Source organism: Psychromonas sp. CNPT3, from assembly GCF_000153405.2.
GTDB lineage: Bacteria > Pseudomonadota > Gammaproteobacteria > Enterobacterales > Psychromonadaceae > Psychromonas.
Genome location: NC_020802.1, coordinates 486,746 through 509,949, shown reverse-complemented (window position 1 = coordinate 509,949; position 23,204 = coordinate 486,746). Strand labels below are relative to the sequence as shown.

Below are 23,204 nucleotides of genomic sequence, written 5' to 3'. Positions count from 1 at the left end.
AAACATATGAATAGCACATTAACCCCAAAAGATGTTGAATCTATACAACAAAAAAACGCTAAAAATCGATACCAATATTTTTTAGAAGAAGTGTTAAAAAACCAACAAATTTGGTTACTCATTGATGAGTACGGTAGCGTGATGCTTAATAGTGAAGATGAAGACTGTGTACCCGTTTGGCCTAATGAAGAGTTTGCCTTAGCTTGGGCAACGGAAGAGTGGTCTCACTGCACGGCAAGCCCTATTTCGTTAGAACAATGGCACAAGCTTTGGACCCCTGGTTTAGAAGAAGATGAATTACTTTTAGTTATCTTTCCAACCCAACATTGTGAGGGCTTGATCTCATATGTCTATGATTTTGATGCTGAGTTAAAAAAACAAGCCAAAATTCAACCTTAGCTCATTAATGAAACATAAAAACAATGTATACTCACGGCTACTAAGTAAGTACTAACACACTTGGTTGTCATTGAATTATCAATCAACAATCAACAATCAACAATCAACAATCAACAATTTGAAAGTTAAACACCTCCAACGTGGTGATTGAATAACATTAGATCAGGAAACATTATGCTATCCATTTTTGATATTTACAAAATTGGTATCGGGCCATCTAGCTCTCATACCAATGGCCCTATGATTGCAGGCTATCAATTCACCCAATTAATTACCGATAAACTGACCCATATTGAACGACTACAAGTTGATCTTTATGGATCTCTTTCCCTCACTGGAAAAGGTCATCATACCGATAAAGCGATTATTTTAGGCTTAGTGGGTTTTCAACCTGAGAACATTAAAAGCAACACAGCAAATAAGATTTTTAATGACTGTAAAACAGAAAAAACACTTTCATTATTAGGCAAAAAAGAGATCACGTTTGATCCTGAACTCTGTATTATTTTCCACACGGAAAGTCTGCCTTTACATGAAAATGGCATGTCTATCAGTGCATTTGACAAAGAAGATAATCTATTAGAAAAAGAAGTTTACTATTCTATTGGTGGCGGCTTTATCAAGACTGAAGCGCAAATGACCGATAAGAATAGCGCTCAAAGTGTTAAGCTTGCTTTCCCGTTTACATCCGCAGACAGCTTGTTAACACTTGCCGATACAGCGGGCCTTAGCATCGGCACTTTGATTCAAAGAAACGAACTTAGCTACCGTAGCGCTGAAGAAATAGAAGCAAAAACAGAGAAAATTTGGAAAGTTATTTCCTTATGTTTAGAGCGAGGCCTAAAAACAGAAGGTGTTTTAGAAGGGGGTCTTAATGTTATTCGACGCGCGCCAGCCCTACTTAAAAACTTACAAAGCAATGCTAATATAAGCAATGATCCGATGGAAATTTTAGATTGGATCAACCTTTATGCGTTTGCTATTAGTGAAGAAAATGCAGCCGGCGGACAAGTTGTGACCTCTCCGACTAATGGCGCGGCAGGTGTTATTCCCGCCGTAATGATGTATTACAATCAATTTATCCAAGAACTGAGCAAAGCGCAACGCAGAGACTTTTTAGCGGTATCAGCAGCCATTGGGATGCTCTATAAGGTGAATGCTTCTATTTCTGGTGCAGAGGTGGGTTGCCAAGGTGAAATCGGTGTTTCAGCCTCTATGGCGGCTGCTGGTTTAACGGCTATTCGTGGTGGTACGAATGAGCAAATTTGTATTGCAGCTGAAATTGCGATGGAACATTCGTTAGGTATGACCTGCGATCCTATCGGTGGTTTAGTACAAATCCCTTGTATTGAGCGTAATGCTATGGGCGCCCTGAAAGCAATTAATGCCTCACGCATGGCTTTAAAACGTAATAGCAAGTCCCTTATCTCTTTAGATAAAGTGATTGAAACTATGTATCGTACGGGTAAAGATATGAACCGAAAATATCGTGAAACATCGCTAGGCGGGCTAGCAATGATCCACTTAGCCCCACCTTGCGAGTAACATTAATATTGATGCTTGGATTAATTGATTTTTATTAATTCAACTTCAAAAATTAACAAAGATCCTGCAGATATTTTACCCGTACTGCGGGATCCATACGCTAAATCACTCGGGATATAAAAACGAAATTTATCTCCTTCAACCATTAGTTGTACCCCTTCAGTCCAACCTTTGATCACTTGATTTAATTTAAACGAAATTGGCTCACCTCGATCGACCGAACTATCAAAAACAGTACCATCTAATAACGTGCCATGATAATGCACCGTCACTTTGGTTTTCTTATCAGGATGCGTTTCGCCACTACCCGCAGTTAGGATCTCATATTGCAATCCAGAGGCAGTACTTTTAACGCCCTCTTTTAATTTGTTTTCTGTTAAAAAATCAGCACCAATTTTAATGTTTTGGGCTGCATTTTTAGAACTTGTAAAATGTTGAAATATAAAAAACAAACCAACAAGCACAATAATAATAATCAGAGTTTTAGACACTATGTATCCCTTTTAATTTATATAAGTTGTGAGACTAATAAAAACAGACCAAACAAAAAGCAAACAGCTAAAGAGAGAGATCCGCCACACACTTGATAATATGTAACGTTGATTTTATTAATACGTATTTGTCTTACCATTGCTAAGGGAATAAAAATAGCTAAAAACACTAAAATTAAACCGGCATAGGCCAATACACCAATGAATTGATCTTGTGCCCATATAGCGCCAAACATAGGTAAAGAGAACGTGATCACAGCAGTAACAAAACGATTTTTTTCAAATAGATCTCTATTTTGATCAAAGAGTGACATGGATACGCCAATAAATGAGGTTAAAATCGCTAGACTGGTGAATAAGCTTAAAAACATTTCTAAGTTTTTATGTGTTTTTCCTAAGATCGAAATTAAATCAGAGACATTTGAAAAATGCACTAATTGATGCAGAGGTAAATTACCCGCTACTGCATAAAGCCATAAGAGATAACAAAAAAGCGGTATTGTTGAGCCGATAACGACCATATTACGTAACTGCTTATGGGTGGCTTCTTGATTATATTTGACGACAGAGGGGATCACGACCATAAAACCAAAACTGGTAAATAATACCGCACTATTTTTAATCAATTCTATTTTATTCTGATTACTGACTTGTAATATATTATCCAATGCCATATTCGGTAATAAATAAATTAAAATAAGCAATAATGCTGAAATCATCACGAAAAATAAAAGACGATTTAATTTATCAATCATCGCAGTTCCTTGTGCAATAAAAAATGCACTGACGCCCGTAAATATAATTTGGCTTTGTAGTAAACTGATTTGTATTGAAAAACGATTTAATAGTTGTTGTAAGATATCTCCTGCACTGACGATATAAGCTATCATCAAGCAGACAACCAAAGCATATAACAATGCATTAGTCAGTAATTGCCCACCTTTTCCTAAGGTTTTACGTGCAATACTATTCATGCCCAGGCCACCACCTGATTTTAAGGTTGCCTCCAGTAATAATAGGGCTGCATACGTTGTACCCAGCCAAATAAACAACATTAACAATGTACCCCAAAGTAGCCCAAACTGCGCTAATACCATTGGAATAGCTAACATTCCAGCTCCGACGGCTGTTCCTGCAATTAATAACGTCCCACCCATTAATTTTGAATTGATCATATTACCCTTATTTTTATTTTCTTTAACAAAACGATGAATGACCTGAGTTGTTCCAAATCATATAAATAGGCTGTTAGATTACCTTTAAAAGCAATTAAAAAGCAACTTTAACTAAACCAGCGTCTTTTTGCTGACAGCGAAGCGGATTCCTGTAGTATACGGCGCAACATTTGCTCCATCATCTAACATGAATGTGCGCTTCCTTTTCATTACTTACCTATAAAGGTTTTATCGTTATGCCAAATAAATCTGATTGTTTAATTATTGCAATTGCCGGAGCTTCGGCCTCTGGGAAAAGCCTCATTGCAAATACTATTTTTGAAGAGTTAAAATCAGATCTTGGAGAAGCCAAAATTGCGATCATCTCTGAAGATTGCTATTACAAAGATCAATCGCATATGACAATGGATGAGCGCTTAAAAACAAACTATGACCATCCAAACTCACTCGATCATGAATTACTTAATACGCACTTACAACAGTTGATCCAAGGGAAATCCGTTGATATTCCACAGTATTGTTACAATACGCATAATCGATTACCAAGTTGTACCACTATCTACCCGAAAAAAGTGATCATTCTTGAAGGTATTTTACTGCTGAGCTCACCGCCTTTACGTGACCAATTTCATGCCAGTATTTTTATGGATACGCCACTTGATATCTGTTTGTTACGACGTTTAAGTCGCGATGTTGCAGAGCGCGGACGCACGATGGAATCAGTACTGAGTCAATATCAAAGAACCGTGCGCCCAATGTATGTTCAATTTATTGAACCTTCAAAACAACATGCAGATGTGATCATCCCGCGTGGAGGCAAAAACCGTATTGCGATTGAGATGCTTAAAGCGAGAATTTTGAACCTTTTATAATAAAAGCGAAGTTCCAATCGGATTAAACACACTGCAACTGTCGATCAGTGCTTTTGCAGTGTACTTAGGCACACCATATACTTGTGTTTCTACCTTATCGCGTTTATTGACAGTCTCTAATAAAATAGCAAAATCACCATCCCCCGAAAGTAAAATAATACAATCAACCCGTGGCGCTATTTGCATAATATCAATGGTGATCCCAACATCCCAATCTCCTTTTGCACTGCCATCACAACGCTGAATATAAGGCTTTAATTTTATTTCAAAGCCGAGATGGCGTAATACATCTTGAAATTTTTGTTGTTGCCTATCACCTTTATCAATTGCATAAGCAAAGGCATAACAAATATCCCCTTGCTCTTTAATCTGTTGCCATAACTTACGATAGTTAAATGATTTTTTATACGCATCACGAGAGGTATAATAAATATTTTGCACATCCGCAAAAATTGCAATTTTTTTCATAGTAGACGCTCCTTATTATTGATTAAGCCTCTCACAAGCTCACTTTATTTACAATCAACAAGCCATAACAACTGACACAAAATACAGACATAAAAAAACGCTCCTTAGAGCGTTTTTTTATTATTTACCGACAAAATTACTACGTACTCGGCTTTGTCTTGCACCGTTATTGGCTCCGGTGCGTTGCCCATCTTTATGCTCTACTCTCGGTTTTTTAGGCTTTTTAGGCTTCGCTTCGCGCGAATCTAACACCGATGGCGGTAAAGGCGTACCTGGCTCAAAACCCGGCTGAACCTTACGAGGAATGATTTTTTTAATTAATTTTTCAATATCTTTTAATAGTTTAAATTCATCTTCGCAAACTAAAGAGATAGCTTCGCCTTTATTACCTGCTCGGCCAGTACGCCCAATACGATGCACATAATCTTCGCTCACATGAGGCAAATCAAAGTTAACCACTTGCTCTAATTGGTCAATATCAATACCACGAGCAGCAATATCGGTTGCCACTAACACCGTGATTTTACCTTCTTTAAAAGAGGCTAATGCGCGCGTTCTTGCCGCTTGGCTTTTATTACCATGGATAGCAGCAGAAAGAATGCCACGTCCTTCAAGTTGTTTAACTAAGCGATTGGCACCATGCTTTGTCTTTGAAAATACCAACACTTGTTTCCACTTATTTTCTTTGATTAAAGTGCTTAGTAATGGGGATTTTTTAGTTTTATCTACTTCATAAATAAACTGCGTTACACTTTCAGCCGTTGTATTACGAGGGCTAACTGAAATTTCAACAGGATCATTTACCAACCCTTTTGCCAATTTACGAATATCATTTGAAAACGTCGCAGAGAAAAGTAAATTTTGGCGTTTCTCAGGTAAAAATTTAATGATACGTTTAATATCATGAATAAAGCCCATATCTAACATTCTATCGGCTTCATCAAGTACCAATACTTCTAATTGCTTAAAACGTACTGCATTTTGTTGGTAAAGATCTAATAGACGCCCTGGCGTTGCAACTAATACATCAACCCCTCTGCGTAATAATTGCATTTGTGGGTTTATTTTAACGCCACCAAAAACAACCGCAGAGCGCAGTGGTAAATTTTGACCATAATTACAAACACTTTCATGAATTTGTGCGGCGAGCTCGCGCGTAGGCGTTAAAATTAACACACGCACTTGGTTTGCTTTAGCACGCTCTCCCTTCATTAAGTTTGCCAATAAAGGCAAGGTAAATCCAGCGGTTTTACCGGTGCCCGTTTGCGCGGCTGCCATCACATCTTTACCAGATAATATAACCGGTATTGCTTGTTCTTGGATGGGTGAAGGCTTAGTGTAGCCTTGCTCTTTTACTGCACGTAACAACTCTTCAGGTAAACCAAGGGAGTCAAAACTCATAAATTAATCTCTTATATAAATAAAGGTTTTCATAAAATAGGGGCGTAGCTTACAGCAAAGCCATGCGCAGATCTGCTTTAAATCCCTAGGCCACATAAATAAGCACTCTAATAGACTAAATACACTTTTATGGGTTCTTGCATTCAGGGTTTATTAACCTGACTGATAGTTCAGATATAGCATATCGTGAAGATTTTGCCTCTTTATAGTAGAGATACCTTTCACTTTTCGCTGATAAATTGAGCATTTTTATCGCTCTGCTTTTGCTTCTTGGAGTATCATGGGTATAATAGCGCGACTTTTTTATTCATGTTTACTTTAGGAACATTGCCTTGCTTAGTACAAACAATATCACCATGCAATTTGGTGCAAAACCACTTTTTGAAAATATCTCAGTTAAATTTGGTACAGGTAACCGTTACGGTTTGATCGGCGCCAATGGCTGTGGTAAATCTACCTTTATGAAGATCTTAACCGGTGATCTTGAGCCGAGTGCAGGTAATGTAAATAAAGATCCGAATGAGCGCATTGCAAAATTACACCAAGATCAATTTGCTTTTGAAGAATTTAGCGTTGTTGATACCGTTCTAATGGGCCATAAAGAAATGTGGACTGTTATGAACGAACGTAACCGTATTTATTCTCTACCTGAAATGAGCGAAGAAGATGGCATGAAAGTAGCCGATCTTGAAAATGAATTTGCTGAAATGGATGGTTATACAGCCGATTCTCGCGCTGGAGAGATCCTATTAAGCGTAGGCATTCCCCTTGAACTACATCAAGGTTTAATGTCAGGCGTTGCCCCTGGTTGGAAACTTCGAGTGCTACTTGCACAAGTATTGTTCTCAAACCCAGATATCATGTTACTTGATGAGCCAACCAATAACTTGGACATCGATACCATTCGCTGGCTTGAAGCCGAATTAAATGCGCGCCAATGTACAATGGTCATTATCTCGCATGATCGCCATTTCTTAAATTCAGTATGTACACACATGGCGGATATAGATTACGGTGAGTTGCGTTTATATTCTGGTAATTATGATGAATATATGACGGCTGCGACCGCGACACGTGAACGCTTACTTTCTCAAAATGCAAAGAAAAAAGCACAACTTTCAGAATTACAAGACTTTGTAAGTCGCTTCTCTGCAAATGCATCAAAAGCAAAACAAGCAACATCTCGTGCTAAACAAATGGATAAGATCCAACTTGAAGAAGTAAAAGCATCAAGTCGTGTTAATCCTTATATCGTTTTCAAGCAAGAGAAAAAATTATTCCGTAATGCCTTAGAGATGATAGGCGTCAGCAAAAACTTTGACAAACCTTTATTCCAAAACATGAACCTAATGGTTGAAGTCGGCGAACGTATTGCCATTATTGGTCAAAATGGTGTGGGTAAAACCACTCTGTTACGCACATTAATGGGCCAAATTGAAGCCGATTCAGGTACGTTTAAGTGGTCTGAAAATGCGAATCTAGGTTACTACGCGCAAGATCATTCTTATGCCTTTGCAGAAGATAAAACGCTAATGGAATGGATGGCACAATGGATGCAACCTGGTGATGATGAACAATCGGTACGTGGCACGCTAGGTCGCCTACTCTTTGGTTCAAATGATATTGGAAAATCCGTTAAAATTATATCTGGTGGTGAACAAGGACGTATGCTCTTTGGTAAACTGATGATGGATAAAGCCAATATTTTATTAATGGATGAGCCGACCAATCACTTAGATATGGAATCTATTGAGTCACTTAACTTAGCACTTGAAAATTATGATGGCACATTACTTTTTGTGAGTCACGATCGTGAATTCGTATCCTCTCTTGCAACACGTATTATTGAAATCAAAGAAAAAGAAGTGATTGATTTCCATGGTACTTATGCAGAATACTTAGCAAGTCAGGGCGTCGAAGTTTAAATTCTTCCTCTCTCATAAAAAAAGGGCTTACGCCCTTTTTTTTATGTCTTTTTCTTACGCCACTTCTTATTGTTTAAAAATAAGAGCACCATTACGTACATCTACTTTTATATTTTGCCCCTCTTTTAATGTTTCTGAGAGTATTTTATGGGCCAAAGGATCTTCTAATAGTTGTTGGATCGCTCGTTTTAATGGACGTGCTCCATAAACAGGATCAAATCCAGCTTCCACCATAAAATCAACACTACCTTCACTGAAAGTAAGAAAATAATGACGCGCTTTAAGGCGAGCTTGGAGTTTATGTAATTGAATGATCGCTATCGATTTTAGGTGCTGACGCCCAAGCGGATGAAAGACCACCGTTTCATCTATTCGATTTAAAAATTCAGGTTTAAATTTCTCACGTAACACACCTAATAAACGTTGTTTAATATCTTTATAACTCGACTCGTCAAAAGAATCCTGAATAATATCAGAGCCAATATTAGAGGTCATAATGATCACCGCATTGCGAAAATCAACCGTACGACCTTGGCCATCCGTTAAACGTCCGTCATCTAAAACTTGTAGTAAGATATTAAAAACATCTGGGTGCGCTTTTTCTATTTCATCGAGTAAGATCACTGAATACGGTTTACGACGCACAGCTTCGGTTAAATACCCTCCTTCTTCATAACCGACATAACCCGGAGGCGCTCCGACTAATCGAGAAACAGAGTGTTTTTCCATAAATTCAGACATATCGATACGGACCATATTGTCTTCACTATCGAATAAAAAATGCGCTAAGGCTTTACAGGATTCTGTTTTACCCACGCCTGTTGGGCCTAAGAATAAAAAGGAGCCGATAGGTTTATCTGGGTCGCTAAGCCCGGCTCGACTACGCCGAATAGCATTAGCAATGGCGTTAATCGCCTCATTTTGCCCCACCACACGCGTGTGTAGATGTTTTTCCATTTTAAGTAATTTTTCACGCTCACCTTGGAGCATTTTATCAACGGGGATCCCTGTCCAATGCGCCAAAATTTCAGCAATTTCATGCTCTGTTACACAATGCTTGAGTAGCGTCATGTCAGTCATTTCAGCTTGAGTGGCGAGATCTAATTGCTTTTCAAGCGCCGGTATTTTCCCATATTGCAATTCAGACATACGAGAAAGATCACTCGCGCGCGTTGCAACCTCAAGATCTAAACGCCTTTGCTCAAGTTCTTTTTTTATGTTTTGAGTCCCGGAAAGGGCTGCTTTTTCTGTTTTCCATACTTCATCAAGTACTTTATATTCTTTACCTTTTTGGCGTAATGATTTTTCTAAATCTTTTAAACGCTCAATGCTGGCAGGATCTGTGTCATCTTGAAGTGATTTTTGCTCTACTGTTAATTGAATGATTTTACGTCCCAATTTATCTAAACATTCAGGTTTTGAGTCCAGTTGTAAACGAATACTCGACGCTGCCTCATCAATTAAATCAATCGCTTTATCAGGTAGCCTTCTATCTGCAATATAACGATGTGATAACGTCACAGCAGCCACAATAGCAGGATCAGTAATTTCTACTTTATGGTGTAATTCATAGCGCTCTTTAAGGCCTCGTAAAATAGCAATACTGTCTTGAACGTTAGGCTCATCCACTTGTATTTTTTGAAAACGTCTCTCTAATGCCGCATCTTTTTCGATATATTTACGATATTCATCTAATGTTGTTGCCCCGACACAATGCAATTCACCACGCGCCAGTGCAGGTTTTAACATATTGCCCGCATCCATAGCACCTTCACCTTTGCCAGCACCGACCATAGTATGTAATTCATCAATAAAGAGGATCACTTGGCCTTCTTTTTTAGCCAGCTCGTTAAGAACATCTTTTAAACGCTCTTCAAATTCACCCCGATATTTAGCGCCCGCAATCAAAGCGCCCATATCTAACGATAAAACGCGTTTGTTTTTAAGTCCATCAGGCACTTCACCATTAACAATTCGCTGCGCAAGCCCCTCTACAAGCGCAGTTTTACCCACGCCCGGCTCACCTATGATAACGGGATTATTTTTAGTACGGCGCTGTAAGACTTGGATCATACGACGCACTTCATCATCGCGTCCAATAACAGGATCTAATTTTCCAAGCTCAGCGCGCTCAGTGAGATCTATTGTAAATTTAGCCAACGCTTGGCCTTGCTGCGCATCATCACCTTGCTGCTCAGTGCGCATTCTTTTAATCGACTTTAGCACTTTAGCTTTGCTGATTGTCAGTTGTTTTAAAATCTCACCCAGCACGCCTTTATCTTCACAAGCTGCCAGTAAGAAATATTCAGAGGAGAGTAACTTTTCTTTGTTTTTTTGAGTGTATTTATCACAAAGATTAAATAATATGCCCAGCTCAGCAGAGAGTACAATATCTCCCCCAATGCCGGAGACTCGTGGAATTCGATCTAGCGCACTTGAAAGGTGAGAGCGAAATACATTAATATTCACCTCTAAATCGTCTAATATTTGACGAATAGCACCCCCTTCTTGATCCAATAATACGCGCATTAAATGAATGCCTTCGATATATTGATGATCATGACCTAATGCTAATGATTGAGCATCTGAGATTGCTAATTGAAATTTACTGGTGAGTTTATCTAAACGCATAATAGCCTCCTATATAGTTCTAAGATGCGGTCAGATCATGTTTATTTCAAGGTTGAAACAAAAAGATTTAGCGCTAAGTCGCATTTGTTTTTAAAAAAAGGATAAGTGCATTGAATAATCAAAGGTCAGGGGCTTCAAGCCTCATCAATATAAATCAGTGTCGCCATACGTCCACAGACACCATCTCGGCGATATGAATAAAAAAGTGAGGGATCACTATATGTGCAATGATCGCTATTAGTAATTTCTGCGACATTAAATTCTTGTATTCGCAAACGCGCTAACGCATGTAAATCAGCAAGATATTTATCGCCTTGCGCCGTAAAAGCCACTGCCGACTGTTGATCATGGCGCATAAATGCGTTGCGGACATCAGAGCCGACTTCAAAAGTGCTCGGACCAATACACGGACCAAGCCAAACTAAAAGATCGCGACTTTGAATGCAGAGTTGTAAACATATATGAGCAATCGTTTTTTCAATGATAGCGTCGCATAAACCACGCCATCCTGCATGAATAGCACAAACAAAAGAGCCTTGTTTATCTGTGATCATTATGGGTAGACAATCCGCCGTCATAACTACACACACTTGCTGTTGTAACTGAGTCCATACGGCATCAGCTTCTGTTTCTGCTTCTTGCGCGTTGCCTGCTGTCAGGTTTAATAAAATCGTGCTGTGCGTTTGTTTTAACCAACAAAAAGGCGCATCTAATTGTAGATGCGCCTGTAAATTTTGACGGTTTTTTAACACTAAGCTTATGTGATCGCTCACATGAGAGCCTAAATTTAAACCTTGATATACACCTGAACTAACCCCGCCAAGGCGGGTCGTAGAATAACATTTAATATGCTTAGGAGCAGACCAATTTGGCTCTATTAACTTTAACATAAGACTCCTTTACCCTTACTAAATAGGGGTTCTTAGCACATTCTATTGCTCATAAAAGATAGCATCAGCACGTAACACAGCGGCCAGTTCTTTCATATCGTCTGGTACAGGTGCATGCCATTCCATTATTTCACCGGTGATAGGATGCTCTAAACGTAGCATGATTGCATGCAACGCTTGACGCTTAAATGCACGTAATGTCGTCGTTAACGACTCACTCGCACCTTTAGGTGGACGAGGACGACCACCATAGACAGGATCTCCCGCTAATACATGACCAATATGTGACATATGCACACGGATTTGGTGCGTACGCCCCGTCTCTAAACGTAAACGTAAACGTGTGTGCGCGCGATACTTTTCAGCAACTCGGTAATGCGTCACCGCATGTTTACCACCTACTGTCGCTACGGCCATTTTAACTCGGTTAGCCTTATCACGGCCAATCGGCGCTTCAACGCGCCCGCCTGCCGTAAAGCAACCCATTGCTATCGCATCATATTCACGCGTAATTTCACGTGCTTGTAAGCTCGTCACTAAATGCGTTTGCGCTGGCACTGTTTTAGCAATGACCATGAGTCCTGTCGTGTCTTTATCGAGACGATGCACAATACCGGCACGTGGCACTTCGACAATCTCAGGATAATGATGCAGCAATGCATTTAATACCGTACCGTCTGGATTACCCGCACCAGGGTGTACCACTAAACCTGCAGGTTTATTGATAACCAAAATATGCTCATCTTCAAAAATAATGTCTAAAGGAATATTTTGCGGATGGAAAACCACTTCGTCTTCTAACGTTGCATTCACTTCTACTTGCTGGCCAGTGTATACTTTTTCACGAGGGCGATTGACGGTAACATCATCAATTTTAACAAGATCATCTAAGATCCATTCTTTAATGCGCGTACGAGAATAATCAGGAAATAATGCAGCCAGTGCTTTATCTAAACGAAATCCCAGTTGCAAAATGGTAACTTCTGCAGTTAAATGTAACGGTTGACTCATATTTTATTCTCTTCTCTTTCTCTGCGCATATTGCGTCTAGTAAATTTATTTATACGATTTAATCAAAGATCTTGGCACTTTTCTCTTTTTTAACTTTTCTTTTGCAAGTTGATAGAAGATACTGTGCGATTTACTTAGTATTATTTATTCAGTTATAGGCATTATAACACTTATGAAAAAGATCCTCAGACTAATAAGCACTTCCGTATTGATTGTTTTATTTATCAGTAGTTGCTCGTCCTCAAAAACCGAAAAACCTAAAGTTGAAGATAAGCCACCGAGTGTTTTATACCAAGATGCCAAAGCACAGTTACAAGCGGCTAACTATGAAAAGGCCAGTGAAATACTCGAAGCATTAGACAGTCGATACCCTTTTGGTCCGCATTCAGATCAAGTTCAATTAGATCTTATCTATAGCTATTATAAACGTGATGAAAGTGCATTAGCACTCGCCAATATTGACCGATTTATGCGTTTAAACCCGACACATCCCGATCTTGATTATTTATACTATATGCGAGGCCTCACTCAAATTGCAGCAGATCAAGAATTCTTCCAAAGTCTCTTTAATATAGAACGCTTTGACCGCGATCCAAGCCATGCACTACAAGCATTCAAAGATTTCTCTCAACTGGTGAAGTTTTATCCTAAGAGTCAATATGCCGCCGATGCTCAGTTGCACCTTATAGACATAAAATCGCGCTTAGCACGTTACGAACTCAGTATTGCAAAATGGTACTTTAAGCGCGAAGCTTATATCGCCAGTATTAATCGGACTAAAATAATTTTAAATAATTATCCAGATAGCGACAGCATTGAAGATGCCTTAGTACTGATGATAAAAGGCTATGAACGCCTAAATTTAGTTACCCCAAAAACGAATGCGTTGGCAATTTTAAAAATGAATTATCCAAAAAATCGTCTACTTAAATAAATAGCGATAAAAAAACCGGTGTTATCTCATAACACCGGTTCTTTAAATCATTAACACTTCACATGTTTCAGAATAATAAAGCCTTTAACTAAACAGCCTCAGCATCTTCCTCACCGGTGCGAATACGAATAACACGTTCAACTGGCATAACAAATATTTTTCCATCACCGATTTTACCCGTCTGTGCGGTTTGCATTATGACCTCAATGCAACGCTCCACGTCTTCTTTTTTTACCACAAGTTCAATTTTAACTTTCGGTAAAAAATCGACCATATATTCTGCACCACGGTATAGTTCAGTGTGTCCTTTTTGACGGCCAAAACCTTTCACCTCGGAGACAGTCATCCCCGTAATATCAATATCTGCCAGTGCTTCTCGTACATCGTCCATTTTAAATGGCTTAATGATAGCTTCTATTTTTTTCATCACGATCTCTTTAATCAAGGTTATAAAATATTATGCCTTTTCGCATCATACGTTAAGACGTTAGCGGGGCAAGATATTTTACACTTTGATGCGATAAGCATCCTATCCCAATACAATATATCACCTTAGAATTTCGTTTTTTTAGAAACAGAGAAGGCCTCTTGACCTATAAAGTTATGTTTCGGAAGCACACATTCCATAACATGTATAACGTTTGAACTGCTAACACCATCCGAAAAATACACTTTTTCTCCAAGTAAGCTTTTTGCCAACACAGGAGAAGATCTTATAACACTATTAAATTCACGAATCACTTTACTTTGATCTTCTAATTGTACATAACATTTATACTTAAGCGTCTCTCTCGGCTTCGGCTCTGCAAAAGAATACGTACTTAGCAATAAAATAAATAACCCGAACAATATTTTTTTAATTCTCATCCTTTTTCCCCTTCCTTATAGCAACTTAAATACGCTTTTATTTCCAACATTTATCCGTCGCGGTGCCCGTTGCACTCTTTAGCTGATATTGGTTGATACTTAAGGTGGCACATTCTTTATCTTTTGCTTGCGCGTTAATGGCAGTGGCCGTTAACGTAAAACCTTCTGCAGGTGTGGTTGAGGTGCTCTCAATCGAATAATACCGATTTTCAGTAAACGGATTGGTCTTAAAATTTAAGTCCTTTAAATCTGTCGCATAAACATGCTGAGAAATGTAATGTAACTCTTGCATATTAACCAGTTTAATTAACATTGTTTGCGCCTCAACACGTTTTGATCTAAGCATATAACTACTATAACTAGGGTAAGCGATAGAGGCTAACACGCCAATAATTGCCATCGTGATCAATAACTCAATCAGTGTAAATCCATTTTTTTTCATCATACTTCCTTATCTACTCGATTAATAAATAAATTCTAACAAATATATCGTTCTACAACTGCACCGCTCAAGGTCATTTATCAAAAGCAATCACAATGATGCCCACTACTTTAAAGCACCCCGCCCTAAAATCACAATAAATAATCAATAACAATACAAACCAACCCCCCCCCCCCCTAAAGAAAGACGGAAAGATAAATGCAGAACCAAAAAAATATCACGCACAATTTAGAAAAAAATAGACTGTTAATACAATTTACCTTGCCTAAGTACTTGTATATGCTTAAAAGCACGGTATTCTATCTATCCTTTCCCTCAGGTATTATTGATCATGTCCTTACAAAAAGGTTTTACCCTAATAGAGTCTTTGATCGTATTCGCTATTATTGCGGTTCTTTTTATGATCGCCGTTCCAAGTATGAGCTCATTAACACAAAAAAGTAGAGTAAAGGCAGGGGCGAACAACCTGACCATGTTACTGACTTATGCACGAAACCAATCTATCAATACCCTACAAAATATTACGATATGCCCTTTATCTGCAACCAATAACTGTACAAAAATATGGGGAAATGGTATTGATATTTTTATTGATAAAAATAAAAATAAAATATTAGATACTGAGGATATGCTCCTTAAAAAAGGTCAAAAAATACACGCGAAAGATACATTGATATTCCCCACTGACGGTATCACTTTTACACCTCAAGGCGCAGTCACCAACTTACCTAGTACGCCCATTTTTCATTATTGTAGCGCTGACATGCATATGCGCATTAAACTATCTTTCAATGGAAAAAGTAAGACTGAGCACGTCGATGACATGACAAAATGCATCACAAAGTAATACGGATGGGCCTGTTTATCGCAACCTATAAATAGGCCTGATCTACTCCTGTATAGAAACTCCTTAGACGTCAGACAATACCGGACAGACCTCGACTCCTGTATAGAAACCCCTTAGACGTCAGACAATACCGGACAGACCTCTACTCCTGTATAGAAACCCCTTAAACGTCAGACAATACCGGACAGACCTCGACTCCTGTATAGAAATCCCTTAAACGTCAGACGATACCGGACAGACCTACTCCTGTATAGAAATCCCTTAAACGTCAGACAATACTGGACAGACCCTACTCCTGTATAGAAATCCATTAAACGTCAGGAAATACTCAAAGCATATGCATCGAAACTCTTTAAGCGTCCTGCTTAGCCCTTTGTTAATATACTATTATGTCTTCGATGCTAACGATAAGCGTGCGTTAGCGGGCATCGATACAATGCTCTTTTATCTGTTTTTTTGTCACAATAGACAAATTTGATAAGCTATCTTTTAATAAAACAAAAGCGAGGATATCACTAAAAAGTAATACCCTCGTACGCATAAATCAGCTAAAGCATATTTCAGAGCCTATTTATGATTAATGAAGCGTTTATAAGTAACCCTATTTGACAGGTTTTTAGTCTACGGCTCAGCAAAAAAACTATATATTTTGTTGTACATCTTGTAGGTAGACGCACGTAATGTACCACTATAAGACGTTTTTCCACCACCTGATGAACTTATGAGCTTATCCCCACTGCCTACACCTAAGAGATTGATCACTCGCTCACCTTTATCATTTATACCCGAGTAAATAACTAAATCATCCGGTATGCGTGAACCGATGCCTTTTTTAAGCGTTTTAAAGTGATTTAATCCCGTATGAATATTCACAGAATATAGCCAACCTTCACCCAAGTTACTGACACCACAAGTGATGGTTGATAACGCACTCGGTACATAGCTAGTGAAGTACACATTACCGTCTAATAAAGTACCTCGCCCTAATGCTTTTTCGCCAACAATATTAAAATTATATTTCCAGCCTGGTGAATTTTCTAAATTAAGATGATTTAAGTTAGTGTTACTTTTCTTCGTAACGCTTAAGTCTAAATCATACAAATTTTTATTTTCTATGGGAGCCGGTCGTTTTTGCTTAGGTTCAAACATGAGTGGTAACACATTAAAATCTTGCAAAAAATAAAATCTATCTTGCGTCGTTACTTTGGTCGAGGGTGATGTTCTGTCCCCTGAGCCAATAAGCAGACCATCGTAAGCCAACTGTGTCGGAGATATTGTTGAGTGCGTCATATCTTTATAGCTACGCACAATAACAGGCGCGTTAAAAAAGCGTCGATCATCAAGTACATTATTATCCGCTAATTGTGCAAATTTAAAAGATGACCAGAGATTTGGTAGGCTACCTTTAAGATCCATTCGCCACACATTACCACCGGTATCGGCGGCATATATACGATCAATATAACCATCTTCATCACTGTCTAAAATACTCACTTTCGAGGCAAAAGAATGCGCCATACATGATTGGTTCTTCGCCGGATCGGCGACACAAAGATCTTCTTCAAAAGATTTGATTAACTTACCCGTTAACGCGTTTACAATATAAATAGCGCGCCCTTGTGAATCTTCACAGCTATTATCTTTGGTGCGTTGGCAAGTATCTTTTTGTGGATCGTAACCGCCTCCAAAAAAGAGAGCCGGAATAATTGTTGTTTTACCGTCTTTTTTATAAGCAATTTCCCCCGACTGCGGGATAGACCACGTTTCCCCTAACTCTGAAAAACCTCGACTTTGAGGGGTTATTTTCCATAAGAATTTAGGATTATTCGCATTACTTACATCTAAGGCATAATAACTACTACCGCCTCGGCGCATACCTAATACTGCGATCATTTTATCTAATTTCTTTTTAGAGTCGTATGTTTTTATCAGCATTGGCGATAAATCCATACCGTAATTATGCTCTTCGCTACTTCCTTTGGTTTTTAATTGCATCGCATACGATAACAATTCAGCGGGTATGAAAGCCCAATTCTCTTTTACTGTATTGCCTTCATCAGTAAATAAATGCACAAACCCAGAATTATTACCCACTAAAAAGCGCACCACTTGCTTACCATTTTCTACATAAGGGATCACTAATGGTTTTGAATGCAAAGGATCTGCAAATATATTTTTTCGCAGGCCTTTATTATTGGCATCTTTCGTCTCACCTAATAACCATTTTAAGGTAGGTATTAGCTCGCTCTCTTGGGGTAGTCCTAATTTTTTATCTGTATTGGCAGCATAATAAGTTTTCAATGTTGCTATCGAGGGAGCAAGCAGTGTACCGTTAGTCCCTATATTGCTGTATATATGACGTTGATCCGCTTGCATGGCTTCAAACATAGCCACAATGCCGCCTTTTTCTACATTATTACCATCTTTGTTACCTCCCCAAAAAGTAGAGGCATGGTTTTTAATATTACCGGTTTTATTGATCGCTGTCTTTTTGTTACGATCTACGATCATCCCTTCAGAATTGATTTTTAATTTTTTTATATTACCTATCCAAAGGCTATTTTTACTCGGTAAAAAAGAAGAATAATAAAGTGTATTTAAGTTACGCGTAGAGTCAAAACTGTCACTGCCTATCGCAGGAGACGATAAACTGCCCGTTTCATTTAAAATAGAGATGATCATCTTTTTAAAGGCTTTTTGTAATGCAGAGGCATTACTGGCAGGGAAATATTTTCCTCCGCCTAATTCAGCTGTTTTTTTGAGTAAATCGGTCGCGTCTGTATCAGAAGTAATATCACCAAAACCAATTGTGTAAGTGGTAATATTTTGCTCTTCTGCTAACTTGGGGTTGATATCATTATTAAACATCCATTGTGTCAACACTGGCATATAGCTATTTGCAATCCCCTTCAAATTAGAGTTAGGGTTATCCCTTTTTATTAAGGAGCCAATTTCTTTTTGTAAGGCATAAGGGGATGAAGGATCACCATCAGTCATTAATACTAAGTAAGATTTTTCTTGGCATGTTTTAAAAGGTGAAGTGTAAACCCCAGCATCCTCTGCTTTCATATCTCGTATAGGTTCCGATCCTTTAGCCGTTTTCCCTGATTTAACATTTAGGCCTGCATAATATAGATAACTTTCAAACACAGTCTCTAATAATGGGGTATTAGTACTAGATTCTATTTTTAAATTATTTATCGATGCTACCAATTGTTCTTTTTCAGGTTTATCCCTTTCTTTTACGCGATGAATGATACGCCCGCCAGATCCTTTTGAATTAAAAATTGACAGACCAAAGTCCACTGAGGGCGTACTACTGATCAATGTAGTTATCACTTCTTTCGCTATATCGACTCTGCTTCTCGTGTTATTAGATGCCCTTTTATTCATATACCAATAATAATAATTAGCGGTATATAATGTTACTGCGTCAGGAGAAGTAAATATTTTTTTGTTTTTTTTGTTTTTTTTGTTTTTTTTCATATACGGAGATTTTTTATTATTGATAGGGTATTCCGTATTGTTTTTATCATCTTGATCCGCTTTGCAATCATAAATTTCGGTTTGATAAACCCAGGCTAATGGTGCCCACGAATACTTATTTCCTCTTACTATTGCAACTCTCACATTGTCCGTATACTGCCCGAATTTTTTTAAAGGGGTAAGTGAAGATTGGCAATGATTCTGACTACCTGCCTGTAAATGTCGATATGGATTTAAGTTCGAATCTCCCGATGTCGACCAATATATCTTTTTTTCTTTAGTGTACTCTCTATCCGCGGAAAATTTTTCCTCGGGTACTTTAACGCTTGTTAACATACTTCCTGAATTATCAAAAATGATCAGGACCTGTGGACGGATATTGTTGGTGCCTGACATATCAGAAAAAAACATTTCTGTATCATCAGCTTGTATGAGGGGCGAGAAAAGTATGACGAACAAACTAAAATACTTAAATATAGATGACATAAAAACTCCTTAATGTTTAATTTTTTGCTCAATGCCGACTTCTAGCATATTGCTGCCCCATTTCTTTCCATTGATTTGGCGTCCAAAATCATGTGTTAGTTGTACACTGAGATAACGACATTTAAAACGGCCATTATCAAACGCATTTTTACTACGCTTACAAGGAATAGGCTCACTTATTTTAAATATTTTAGCTTTGACATCAGGAAATAATATCAACGATTGTGGATCGGATCCTTTTTTTAAAATTAAATGTTGTAATATGGTTACATCTGTTGTGGTGCCTGAATCTTTATAGGCTAAAATTTCAGAACTGGCAGCCAGTAATGTCATATTCGACGTATCTAAAGATCCTCTCGCATCTGCCATTTTCAGTCCACTAGACGTATTTTGCATCACCATAAAACCTAAAATCATTAATAAAGGCAATGTCATGATGACAATAAAAAGAACAATGCCACGTTGCTTATGCATTATGAGCCCCTACTTTGGTTAACAAACATTAAAATACGTGAGAATACTTTTCTTTTATAAGCATCTTTAAACGCATCTAACTTGGTATCACCCAATTGATAACTATCTGTATTGGTATAATTGAGTGTTTCATCGCTAGCACGTACTAATAAGAAAATTTTAACACCTATCACCCGTCCACTTCCCCAGTCCCATGCACTCACATCCTTACTGCTTACAATCGAATGTACAGAGCGGTCTCGATCAACCGTTTGCCTCGCATCGAGTAAAAACATAATACGCATGTGCTCTACACCTTCAGCAATGATCGCATCTCGGTTCATTTCATCTTTTTGTAATGATATTCGGCGTAATCGAGACACACCGGCTTGTTTGTCTATGTAATAGACATGGTGAATATATTGCCAATGGTCACTACCTGGCGGAGTGACTTTTCCTAGAGAGACTTTAAGGTGGGATATATCTATATTAAGATAGTAACGAAGTTCATCATAATCATCGCTTTCGCGTAAGCCACGTACACGTTTAATTGAAATATAATCATTACCAGGAACAAGTGCGATACTGGCATCATTATTCGCTAAGCATGACATAATAAAATCAGTATTATTATTAGGTACGCGTGATGCCCATAATGGGCGGAATCCAGTGGCGGAGGGGAAAGAGCCTAAGCCATCATTATCGATACAATCTTTTGCGGCGTCTATGCTAGGGATATCTACCCATAATTTACTATCGCCACCGGGCGCTTCGGCAAAAAAATAACTACGTTGCAGATCTTGAGATAATATTTGTAAAGCAAAGTCGCCATTTTCTACTTGCTCATTAGCACGCAGCGTTTCTGAGGTGATATTATTGCTAAATTGAAAGACCTTAAAGATAGCGCCCATCAAAAATAATCCTAAAAACATCGCAATCATCAATTCGAGTATGGTAAAACCGTGTAAATAACGTTTATTCATTATCTGATACCTACAAAGTATTTAATACTCACTTGTTGCCGACGCTTACCTGCGTTCCCACATCTTTTATTCAAACTCGCATTGGCAGAACCTTTAGCAGCATCCACACCTTCCGTATTAGCTGACCATGATAATACAACGGTGATAATACCTTTTGCATCCGTTTCAATACAACCTTCTGCGTTGACTAATCCTTGCTGGGTTTGTTTGATTGATTTATCTTTTTGTTTGTTTAAATCAGCAAGGAGCATTTTACTGCGCCATTCAAGAAGATCATTATCACGTATGTTTTCACCACTACACTGCGAATATTGACCTTTGTCATCAACACAACCCGGTTTTTTTAATGTTTCTTTTTGCAGGCTTAAGGTATCGTAACCCTTTGCATTTTTTATTAACCAGACATGGTTGAGTTGCATACGCTCGGTAATATCAACCAATAATGAATTCGCTAAGCTTATTTGCTGCGTTGTACCCACTGTTTTGAGCGCAACTGACTGCATACTGGCTAACCCCAATAATGCAATAGCAACAATAAAGCTACTTACCATTACCTCAATCAGACTAAATCCTTTTACTTTCATTTGCCCTACCTAGCATCATTATTTCATCAAAAACAAAGTGACATTTATAATTCGTGTATATGAAAAAACGCACAGCATTAGCTAGCATACATCAACAAGACGAACAATAAGTGACCATACACTGATCACAAAAAAAAAGATATAGCTTGATTATTGTTAAGTAAATATCAAAAACACTATGATTGTAATAATATAAATCCATTTTACTCCAAAGATGCTGTGGGTTTAGTACCTTAAGGTGGCTGTAAATGTTGAATGTTTTTTATGCGGAATATATGAAAGGAAATATTATAAAAAAAAACATAAATATAATTATTTATATTTATGTTTTTGGGGAGTTTTTTTATACTAATGCCAAGTCGTTTAGTCGACCTGTTTAATACGCAGTTCCGCAGGGACATCAAAAACAATGTTTTCTTGTACCCCAGGGTTCTCTGTTATTGATTCTCCACCAAGCGCTTTTAACTTTGCAAGCACAGCTTGCACTAACACTTCAGGGGCAGATGCGCCTGCCGTTACGCCCACTTTATCGACATTATCAAACCAAACCGCCTCAATATCGGCTGCGCTATTAATTAAATAGGCATTCACGCCTGCATAATTCGCTTTTTCACGCAGACGATTAGAGTTAGATGAATTAGGGGAGCCGACGACAAGGACAAGATCGGTAAGTTTTGCTAAGTCTTTCACTGAATCTTGACGGTTTTGTGTTGCGTAGCAAATATCATTTTTACGTGGCCCCTCTATTTCTGGGAAATGTTTACGTAAAGCATCAATAATATCGGCGGTGTCATCAATCGACAGCGTTGTTTGCGAGCTATAACAAAGATTAGTCGGATCTTTGATGCTCAGCTGTGCAACATCACTCACGTTCTCTACTAAATATATCCCGCCAGCACTATTATCATACTGACCCATCGTCCCTTCTACTTCGGGATGACCTTGATGGCCAATTAAAATACATTCTTGACCACGGCGACTGGCGCGCGTAACTTCCATATGCACTTTGGTAACCAATGGGCAGGTGGCATCAAATACTTTTAAAGCGCGACGTTTGGCTTCGGCGCGTACTGCTTGTGATACCCCATGCGCACTAAAAATAACAATATTATCATCGGGCACTTCATCAAGATCCTCGACAAAAATCGCACCACGCGCTTTTAAACCATCAACAACATATTGGTTATGTACGACTTCGTGACGCACATAAATAGGCGCAGGAAAAATATCTAACGCGCGCTCTACAATCGCGATTGCGCGATGTACGCCGGCACAAAAACCACGCGGATTAGCCAGTATTATTTGCATATGAAC

Annotated in this window: 21 protein-coding genes; 6 read left to right on the top strand and 15 right to left on the bottom strand. The window is 38.4% G+C overall.

Annotated elements, in window-relative coordinates; genetic code table 11:
* Window positions 1–6: 6 nt before the first annotated feature.
* Together PCNPT3_RS02300 and PCNPT3_RS02295 are read left to right on the top strand one after the other, a co-directional pair.
* On the top strand, window positions 7–399 hold the full coding sequence (locus tag PCNPT3_RS02300) for a DUF2750 domain-containing protein (protein WP_015464258.1): 393 nt from the start codon (window positions 7–9) through the stop codon (window positions 397–399).
* Between the two features lie 174 nt (window positions 400–573).
* Window positions 574–1,944, top strand: coding sequence for an L-serine ammonia-lyase (locus PCNPT3_RS02295; RefSeq protein ID WP_015464257.1), 1,371 nt, complete (start codon window positions 574–576; stop codon window positions 1,942–1,944).
* 20 nt (window positions 1,945–1,964) lie between these two features.
* On the opposite strand, the gene PCNPT3_RS02290 is transcribed toward PCNPT3_RS02295, so the two are convergent.
* Together PCNPT3_RS02290 and PCNPT3_RS02285 are read right to left on the bottom strand one after the other, a co-directional pair.
* The gene (locus PCNPT3_RS02290) at window positions 1,965–2,417 is read right to left on the bottom strand and encodes an FKBP-type peptidyl-prolyl cis-trans isomerase (RefSeq protein WP_442852366.1); all 453 of its coding nucleotides are present in this window, start codon (window positions 2,415–2,417) and stop codon (window positions 1,965–1,967) included.
* A 35-nt stretch (window positions 2,418–2,452) separates the two neighbouring features.
* Complete coding sequence (locus PCNPT3_RS02285; RefSeq protein ID WP_015464255.1) at window positions 2,453–3,610, bottom strand: amino acid permease; 1,158 nt, start codon at window positions 3,608–3,610, stop codon at window positions 2,453–2,455.
* Between the two features lie 236 nt (window positions 3,611–3,846).
* Here PCNPT3_RS02285 and udk point away from each other — a divergent pair, with 236 nt between their 5' ends.
* A complete protein-coding gene (udk, locus tag PCNPT3_RS02280) occupies window positions 3,847–4,482 on the top strand; it encodes a uridine kinase (protein WP_015464254.1) in 636 nt (211 codons plus the stop codon).
* Here the strand turns inward: udk and PCNPT3_RS02275 are convergent.
* Together PCNPT3_RS02275 and PCNPT3_RS02270 are read right to left on the bottom strand one after the other, a co-directional pair.
* Complete coding sequence (locus tag PCNPT3_RS02275) at window positions 4,477–4,950, bottom strand: LabA-like NYN domain-containing protein (protein WP_015464253.1); 474 nt, start codon at window positions 4,948–4,950, stop codon at window positions 4,477–4,479. The two genes, udk and PCNPT3_RS02275, sit on opposite strands and share 6 nt — an antisense overlap.
* A gap of 120 nt (window positions 4,951–5,070) precedes the next feature.
* Window positions 5,071–6,351: a DEAD/DEAH box helicase gene (locus PCNPT3_RS02270; RefSeq protein WP_015464252.1), complete on the bottom strand. Its 1,281-nt coding sequence runs from the start codon at window positions 6,349–6,351 to the stop codon at window positions 5,071–5,073.
* Window positions 6,352–6,683: 332 nt separating this feature from the next.
* Between PCNPT3_RS02270 and PCNPT3_RS02265 the strand changes: the two genes are divergently transcribed.
* Window positions 6,684–8,276, top strand: a complete 1,593-nt coding sequence (locus PCNPT3_RS02265) for an ABC-F family ATPase (RefSeq protein ID WP_015464251.1) — start codon at window positions 6,684–6,686, stop codon at window positions 8,274–8,276.
* A 66-nt stretch (window positions 8,277–8,342) separates the two neighbouring features.
* Here the strand turns inward: PCNPT3_RS02265 and clpB are convergent, their stop codons facing one another.
* The 3 genes from clpB to rluD all read right to left on the bottom strand — a co-directional run bounded on the left by clpB (window position 8,343) and on the right by rluD (window position 12,808).
* A complete protein-coding gene (gene clpB, locus PCNPT3_RS02260) occupies window positions 8,343–10,907 on the bottom strand; it encodes an ATP-dependent chaperone ClpB (RefSeq protein ID WP_015464250.1) in 2,565 nt (854 codons plus the stop codon).
* 134 nt (window positions 10,908–11,041) lie between these two features.
* Window positions 11,042–11,797 (bottom strand): peptidoglycan editing factor PgeF, encoded by a 756-nt coding sequence (gene pgeF / locus PCNPT3_RS02255; protein ID WP_015464249.1) that lies wholly within the window; start codon window positions 11,795–11,797, stop codon window positions 11,042–11,044.
* A gap of 42 nt (window positions 11,798–11,839) precedes the next feature.
* A complete protein-coding gene (gene rluD / locus PCNPT3_RS02250) occupies window positions 11,840–12,808 on the bottom strand; it encodes a 23S rRNA pseudouridine(1911/1915/1917) synthase RluD (protein WP_015464248.1) in 969 nt (322 codons plus the stop codon).
* A 172-nt stretch (window positions 12,809–12,980) separates the two neighbouring features.
* Between rluD and PCNPT3_RS02245 the strand changes: the two genes are divergently transcribed.
* Window positions 12,981–13,742 (top strand): outer membrane protein assembly factor BamD, encoded by a 762-nt coding sequence (locus PCNPT3_RS02245; protein WP_041771243.1) that lies wholly within the window; start codon window positions 12,981–12,983, stop codon window positions 13,740–13,742.
* 88 nt (window positions 13,743–13,830) lie between these two features.
* On the opposite strand, the gene PCNPT3_RS02240 is transcribed toward PCNPT3_RS02245, so the two are convergent.
* From PCNPT3_RS02240 to PCNPT3_RS02230, 3 genes are all read right to left on the bottom strand, one after another.
* Entirely contained in the window at window positions 13,831–14,169 is a 339-nt protein-coding gene (locus PCNPT3_RS02240; protein WP_015464246.1) for a P-II family nitrogen regulator, read from the bottom strand.
* Between the two features lie 125 nt (window positions 14,170–14,294).
* Window positions 14,295–14,609 (bottom strand): TapY2 family type IVa secretion system protein, encoded by a 315-nt coding sequence (locus tag PCNPT3_RS02235; RefSeq protein ID WP_015464245.1) that lies wholly within the window; start codon window positions 14,607–14,609, stop codon window positions 14,295–14,297.
* Window positions 14,610–14,646: 37 nt separating this feature from the next.
* Complete coding sequence (locus PCNPT3_RS02230) at window positions 14,647–15,054, bottom strand: type IV pilin protein (protein WP_041771242.1); 408 nt, start codon at window positions 15,052–15,054, stop codon at window positions 14,647–14,649.
* 328 nt (window positions 15,055–15,382) lie between these two features.
* Between PCNPT3_RS02230 and PCNPT3_RS02225 the strand changes: the two genes are divergently transcribed.
* Window positions 15,383–15,898 (top strand): GspH/FimT family pseudopilin, encoded by a 516-nt coding sequence (locus tag PCNPT3_RS02225; RefSeq protein ID WP_015464243.1) that lies wholly within the window; start codon window positions 15,383–15,385, stop codon window positions 15,896–15,898.
* A 621-nt stretch (window positions 15,899–16,519) separates the two neighbouring features.
* Here the strand turns inward: PCNPT3_RS02225 and PCNPT3_RS02220 are convergent.
* From PCNPT3_RS02220 to ispH, 5 genes are all read right to left on the bottom strand, one after another.
* A complete protein-coding gene (locus PCNPT3_RS02220; protein ID WP_015464242.1) occupies window positions 16,520–19,870 on the bottom strand; it encodes a PilC/PilY family type IV pilus protein in 3,351 nt (1,116 codons plus the stop codon).
* Window positions 19,871–19,879: 9 nt separating this feature from the next.
* The gene (locus PCNPT3_RS02215) at window positions 19,880–20,344 is read right to left on the bottom strand and encodes a pilus assembly PilX family protein (protein WP_015464241.1); all 465 of its coding nucleotides are present in this window, start codon (window positions 20,342–20,344) and stop codon (window positions 19,880–19,882) included.
* Entirely contained in the window at window positions 20,344–21,306 is a 963-nt protein-coding gene (locus PCNPT3_RS02210) for a PilW family protein (protein ID WP_015464240.1), read from the bottom strand. Before PCNPT3_RS02210 ends, PCNPT3_RS02215 begins: the two co-directional genes overlap by 1 nt.
* On the bottom strand, window positions 21,306–21,890 hold the full coding sequence (locus tag PCNPT3_RS02205; protein ID WP_015464239.1) for a prepilin-type N-terminal cleavage/methylation domain-containing protein: 585 nt from the start codon (window positions 21,888–21,890) through the stop codon (window positions 21,306–21,308). The genes PCNPT3_RS02210 and PCNPT3_RS02205 overlap by 1 nt, the downstream gene beginning before the upstream one ends.
* A gap of 363 nt (window positions 21,891–22,253) precedes the next feature.
* Window positions 22,254–23,198, bottom strand: coding sequence for a 4-hydroxy-3-methylbut-2-enyl diphosphate reductase (ispH, locus tag PCNPT3_RS02200; protein WP_015464238.1), 945 nt, complete (start codon window positions 23,196–23,198; stop codon window positions 22,254–22,256).
* Between the last annotated feature and the right edge of the window lie 6 nt (window positions 23,199–23,204).